Below are 5,438 nucleotides of genomic sequence, written 5' to 3' on the forward strand. Positions count from 1 at the left end.
TGGTTTCCTATATAAAATCGCGAATGCGAGAGTTAAGTAGTGTAATCGAAATTTTGTTTAATGCAACCTAAAAGAGATAGGTCGAACCAGACACCATTAAGACACACAAGAATTAAAAAAGTTTGCCTACATTTTATGTATGCGAGGATTAATGTATTCTACCATTATGAATAGAAATTATCCACACACGCATAAAAATTTCTTTTCGATTTATTTTGCTATTTTCCTTCTAGAGCTTTTCGCATTTGAGTAATAACCGCTTGGTAATCTGGCTGGTCAAAAATCGCAGAGCCTGCCACAAAGGTATCTGCTCCTGCTTCGGCAATTTCTGCTATGTTATCCACTTTCACACCGCCATCTACCTCAAGGCGAATATTTAAACCGCTTGCATCAATAAGTTTACGCACTTCACGCAGTTTTTCCAATGTTGAAGGGATAAATTTCTGCCCGCCAAAACCAGGGTTCACGCCCATCAACAAAATCATATCCACTTTATCCATCACATAATCAAGATAATGCAATGGCGTTGCGGGGTTGAATACCAAGCCAGATTTACAACCTAAATCACGAATAAGCTGTAAATTGCGGTCGATATGGTCGGTTGCTTCAGGATGGAAGGTGATGTAATTCGCTCCTGCTTTGGCGAAATCAGGAATTAAACGCTCAACAGGTTTTACCATTAAATGCACATCAATCGGTGCGGTAATGCCATAATCACGTAGTGCTTGGCAAATAGCCGACCCGAAAGTTAAGTTTGGAACAAAGTGGTTATCCATCACATCAAAATGGATGATGTCTGCACCCGCTTCAAGCACTGCTTTCACATCATCGCCAAGGCGTGCGAGATCAGCAGAAAGAATGGAGGGTGCGATTAAAAAAGGTTGCTTTGCCATAGATCTTTCTCCAAGGTAGCTAGAAAATTTCAGGCATAGCCTACCACAAAAAGCGGTCGAGTTTTTGGTTTCTTTTGCAAAATTTTGATTGTTAAAAAATAGTTGCGCAAAACCATAAAAAATTTATTGAAATAAATAAAAATTGCTGTATGATGCATTCCCATAATTTAAAAATGGATATTAACCATTTTGAAACAGGTCAAAATACAAAAGGAGACAACTCAAATGAAAAAAGGGATTCATCCGACAAACTATCGTGAAGTGCTTTTTTATGATGCTTCCGTACAACAAGGCTGGGTTATTCGCTCTTGTGCCGCAACAACAAAAACTATGAAATGGACAGACGGCAAAGAATATCCGCTTTATACGCTAGATACTTCTTCCGCTTCTCACCCTGTTTATACGGGTAAACGCCGTGAGGTAAATAGTGAAGGACGTGCAAGTCGCTTTAGCGATAAATTTAAAGGTATGGCAAGTTTAGTGGCGAAAAAATAAGGAAATCAAATGCAAATTCTCAACTCATTAAAAAGTGCGAAAAGTCGCCATCCAGATTGTAAAATCGTGCGTCGTAAAGGTAAGCTTTACGTTATTTGTAAGAGCAACCCAAGATTTAAAGCCCGCCAACGTTAATGGCAAATAGAATGGAGAATCTATGAAAAAACTACTTCTTGCTACCGCAATTTGCGCGGTTTCTTTTTCAGCTCAAGCCCACCGCGTTTGGGTGCAAAGTGAACCTACTAAAGCAGGCGAAATTTTGAAAGCAGACATCGGCTATGGCGAATTTCCAACGCTTGAACCGATTGCAGAAAAACGCTTGCATTTCTTTGAAAAAGGCATGGTTTTAGTTAATGCTGAAGGAAAACAAAAGCTCATGCAAAAAGGCGAGAATTATCACTATGAAAGTGCGAAGCCCGTAAAAGCAGGAAGCTATGTGTTAGCCGCAGAATATAAACCGACATTCTGGTCGCAAAATGCGGAAGGTTGGAAGCAAGCGGATATGCAAAACACGCCTAACGCAACTTATTGCGAACGTACTGCAATGTATGGCAAAAATATTGTGAATATTGGCAAGGCAGCCGAAAAAAATGATGTAGCAGAAGTAGTTGGACATGAATTGGAAATCGTGCCAATGGTCAATCCTGCAACTATTAAAGTGGGTGAGCGTTTCAAAGTGGTGGTGCTTTACCAAGGCGAACCGCTTCCGAATGCAACATTAACAGCAACTTTCAAAGGATTTGATAATTCAGATAACCATCACACTCACAAAGTGGAAGCACAAGCTTTCTCTGACACCACAGGTGCAGATGGTACTGTTGATATTATCCCACTTCGTGATGGTTTCTGGAAAGCAGCCGTGGTGTATGAAACACCATTTGAGAAACCAGAACAATGTCAAAAACATAAACATTATGCGAGTTTGACGTTTGATATTAATAAGTAAAGCAGTAATACTTCTCTATGAATATTGGGGAATCATGCCACAAAAGGTATGATTCCCTTAATTTTTATGATAATTGGAGATAAAAAACACCGCATATTGTTTTCCTCTTAATCAAATAAAATATTCTAACCTATCCATAATGATTATTGGTTTTATCCTATATGCCATTTACACCACTACAAATTAAAAAAACAATAGATATAGTGTTATTTACTATATAATAAAAAATCTGCATTTTAAGCTAATGTTCAACCTAAGATGCAGATTACGTATTATATTTCTGTTTTCTTTGTATTCTTTAAATGCAAAGAAAAGGCTTTTTTGCGATCTCGCTCGAAAATTTGGTAATTGCCTTTTGCCTCTTTGCCTTATCTTTTTTATTCTCTCAAAGATTTAATCAGTAGAGGGTAATATGGAAAAAATATTAATGCCACGCGAAAAATTATTACAACAAGGCGTAGAAGCATTGAACGATCAAGAGTTATTGGCGATTTTCTTACGTACAGGGATTCGAGGCATTCCTGTAATGCAACTTTCAGAAAATGTGCTTGAAACTTTTGGCAGTTTACGAGGATTATTAACCGCTTCGGTTGACGAATTCTGCAAAGTCAAAGGCTTGGGCAAAACGCAATATATTCAACTGCAAGCAACAAAAGAGATGACTAAACGCTATCTTTCACAGCAAATGGAGGCTAGCGAAACCATCAGTGAGCCTTATATGGCAATTATGTATTTCCAATCAGAGCTTGAGCACTGGGAGCGTGAAGTGTTTATGGTGATCTTTTTAGATAATCAAAACCGCCTCATTCGTACCGAAAAAATGTTTTTTGGCACGATAAATCAAGCCAGCGTACACCCGAGAGAAGTCGTAAAAGCGGCACTAAAATGTAATGCAGCAGCGATTATCATCGCTCATAACCATCCTTCTGGCGAGTGTGCACCAAGCGATGCCGACCGCCATCTTACCAAACGTATTGAACTGGCGTGCGATTTAGTCGATATTCGATTTGTCGATCATATTATCGTGGGAAAAGGAGATTATTTTTCGTTTGAGGAAGAAAAACAGGAGATATTTAGCTCAATTTAAGCATTGCAAACGATTACCTTTTATCTTATTATTGAGAATGATTTTTATTTAATTTACTTTAATAAGGTAATTTATATGGCAAAATTTTCTCGCCTTCTTCCAAAAATGAGTGTGATTGCACTTTCTACTTTGCTTACTCTTTCAACTAATGCATTTGCAAAACCAACCGAAGTGACTGATATTTTAGATCGTAAAGTCACCGTTGAGTTGCCTGCAAAACGTGTAGTACTTGCGTTTAACTATCAAGACTATATGGCTGTAGGCGGTAAACACGCGTTAGATAATGTGGTTGGTTTTTCTAAAGCCGTTTGGACAGACTGGGCACCAGCAAGTTGGGCAGAATTTAGCAAAGCAGTACCGAAACTCAACGAATTAGAAGACGTGGGTGAGGTAGAAGTAGGCACTTTCTCTGTTGAGAAAATTTTAGCCCTTAAACCTGACTTTGTGTTAATGGCAGATTGGCAATATAAAGCCCTTGATTCTGACTTAGAGCCGCTTGAACAAGCAGGTATTCCTGTGGTTGTAGTGGACTATCTTGCTCAAACAGTAGATAAACATGTGAGATCAACGGAGATTATCGGTCAGCTCACAGGTCAAGAAGCGAAAGCAAAAGCGTTGAATGACGAATACAAGGCGTTAGTCAAAGATATTCAAGACCGCGTGGCAAAAGCAAATCTTCCAAAACCAAAAGTGTATGTGGAATTTGGTAATAAAGGCCCTGCGGAACACAGCTTTACCTTCGGTAAAAGTATGTGGGGTGCGATGATTAACCTTGTAGGTGGTGATAACATCGCAAAACAAGCGGTCGAATTCTACAGCCCAATTAACCCTGAATTAGTGGTTGCAGCAAAACCTGATGTGATTTTAATCACAGGGCGAGAAACGGAGCTCAAGAAAAATCCAAATGCGATGGTGGCGGGCTTTAACATTGAAGAAGCCGAAGCTCGCAAACGCTTAGCAGGCTTTGCAGCTCGTCCAGGTTGGTCTGAGCTTCCAGCAATCAAAAACAACCGCTTGTATGGAGCTTATCATGCGAACTCTCGTACGATTTCAGACGGTGCGTCTATTCAATTCGTGGCGAAAGCGGTTTATCCAGAGCTTTTCAAAGATTTAGATCCAACGAAAACTTACCAAGATTTCTACCGCAAAAATTTACCAATCGTGCCACAAGGTACTTTCTATCTTGAGCCAGTGAGTAAATAACTGTGACGCAATCTGTAGTTGAAAATATTGTATCAAACCAGCGTAAGCTTGAACGCAAACGCTGGTTTGTTGTGTTTGCCTTCCTTGCAATTAGCTTGGTGGGCTTTGTGTTTGATATTGTGACAGGCCCGTCAATGCTGCCGCTTGATGAGGTAGTGCAAGCATTGCTCAGAATGGATGATGTGGAAACTACCACGCACGTGATTGTCTACGATCTCCGCTTACCGATGGCGTTAATGGCGTTGGTGGTAGGCGCAGCACTCGGCGTAGGTGGAGCCGAAATCCAAACATTGCTAAATAACCCAATGGCAAGCCCTTACACGCTCGGTCTTGCCGCTGCTGCTGGGCTTGGTGCTTCTGCAGTCATTGCTTTTGGTGGCTTTGGCTTTCCTTCTGCAATTTCGGTGCCAATTGGGGCATTTGTGATGACAATGCTTGCCTCGGGCGTGCTCTTCCTGTTTGCCTCCTTCCGCCGTTTTAGCTCAGCAATGTTGGTACTGGTCGGGATTGCATTGCTTTTCTTATTTCAGTCGTTACTTTCGCTTATCCAATTTATTGCTGCGCCTGAAATTTCCCAACAAATTTTGTTCTGGCTGTTTGGTAGTTTAACCAAAGCGACGTGGGAAAACTTGACGATTTTAACCATCGTGACGATCGTCTGTGTGTTCTTGCTTGCAAAAGATGTGTGGAAATTAACCGCTTTACGTTTAGGCGAAGAGCGTGCCTTAAGTCTTGGCATTAACCTACAATGGCTTCGCTTGAAAACATTGATTTTGGTTGCTGTAATGACCGCAACTGCCATCAGTTTTGTTGG

7 protein-coding genes are annotated in these 5,438 nt (G+C 40.5%); 6 read left to right on the forward strand and 1 reads right to left on the reverse strand.

Annotated elements, in window-relative coordinates; all coding sequences use genetic code 11:
* Positions 1-218: 218 nt before the first annotated feature.
* The gene (gene rpe / locus KH943_RS09080; RefSeq protein ID WP_304110296.1) at positions 219-893 is read right to left on the reverse strand and encodes a ribulose-phosphate 3-epimerase; all 675 of its coding nucleotides are present in this window, start codon (positions 891-893) and stop codon (positions 219-221) included.
* 225 nt (positions 894-1,118) lie between these two features.
* On the opposite strand from rpe, the gene KH943_RS09085 reads away from it, so the two are divergent.
* The 6 genes from KH943_RS09085 to KH943_RS09110 all read left to right on the forward strand — a co-directional run.
* Positions 1,119-1,388, forward strand: coding sequence for a type B 50S ribosomal protein L31 (locus KH943_RS09085; protein WP_005707426.1), 270 nt, complete (start codon positions 1,119-1,121; stop codon positions 1,386-1,388).
* A 9-nt stretch (positions 1,389-1,397) separates the two neighbouring features.
* On the forward strand, positions 1,398-1,523 hold the full coding sequence (gene ykgO / locus KH943_RS09090; RefSeq protein WP_005707423.1) for a type B 50S ribosomal protein L36: 126 nt from the start codon (positions 1,398-1,400) through the stop codon (positions 1,521-1,523).
* A 22-nt stretch (positions 1,524-1,545) separates the two neighbouring features.
* Positions 1,546-2,334, forward strand: coding sequence for a DUF4198 domain-containing protein (locus KH943_RS09095; protein WP_304110297.1), 789 nt, complete (start codon positions 1,546-1,548; stop codon positions 2,332-2,334).
* A gap of 412 nt (positions 2,335-2,746) precedes the next feature.
* Complete coding sequence (radC, locus tag KH943_RS09100; RefSeq protein ID WP_304110298.1) at positions 2,747-3,421, forward strand: RadC family protein; 675 nt, start codon at positions 2,747-2,749, stop codon at positions 3,419-3,421.
* Positions 3,422-3,496: 75 nt separating this feature from the next.
* A complete protein-coding gene (locus tag KH943_RS09105; RefSeq protein ID WP_304110299.1) occupies positions 3,497-4,624 on the forward strand; it encodes an ABC transporter substrate-binding protein in 1,128 nt (375 codons plus the stop codon).
* Positions 4,625-4,626: 2 nt separating this feature from the next.
* Positions 4,627-5,438: FecCD family ABC transporter permease (locus KH943_RS09110; protein WP_304110300.1), on the forward strand; the 812-nt coding region annotated here is incomplete at its 3' end.

The sequence above is a fragment of the Haemophilus parahaemolyticus genome (genome assembly GCF_018373095.1).
Taxonomy (GTDB): Bacteria; Pseudomonadota; Gammaproteobacteria; order Enterobacterales; family Pasteurellaceae; genus Haemophilus_A; species Haemophilus_A parahaemolyticus_A.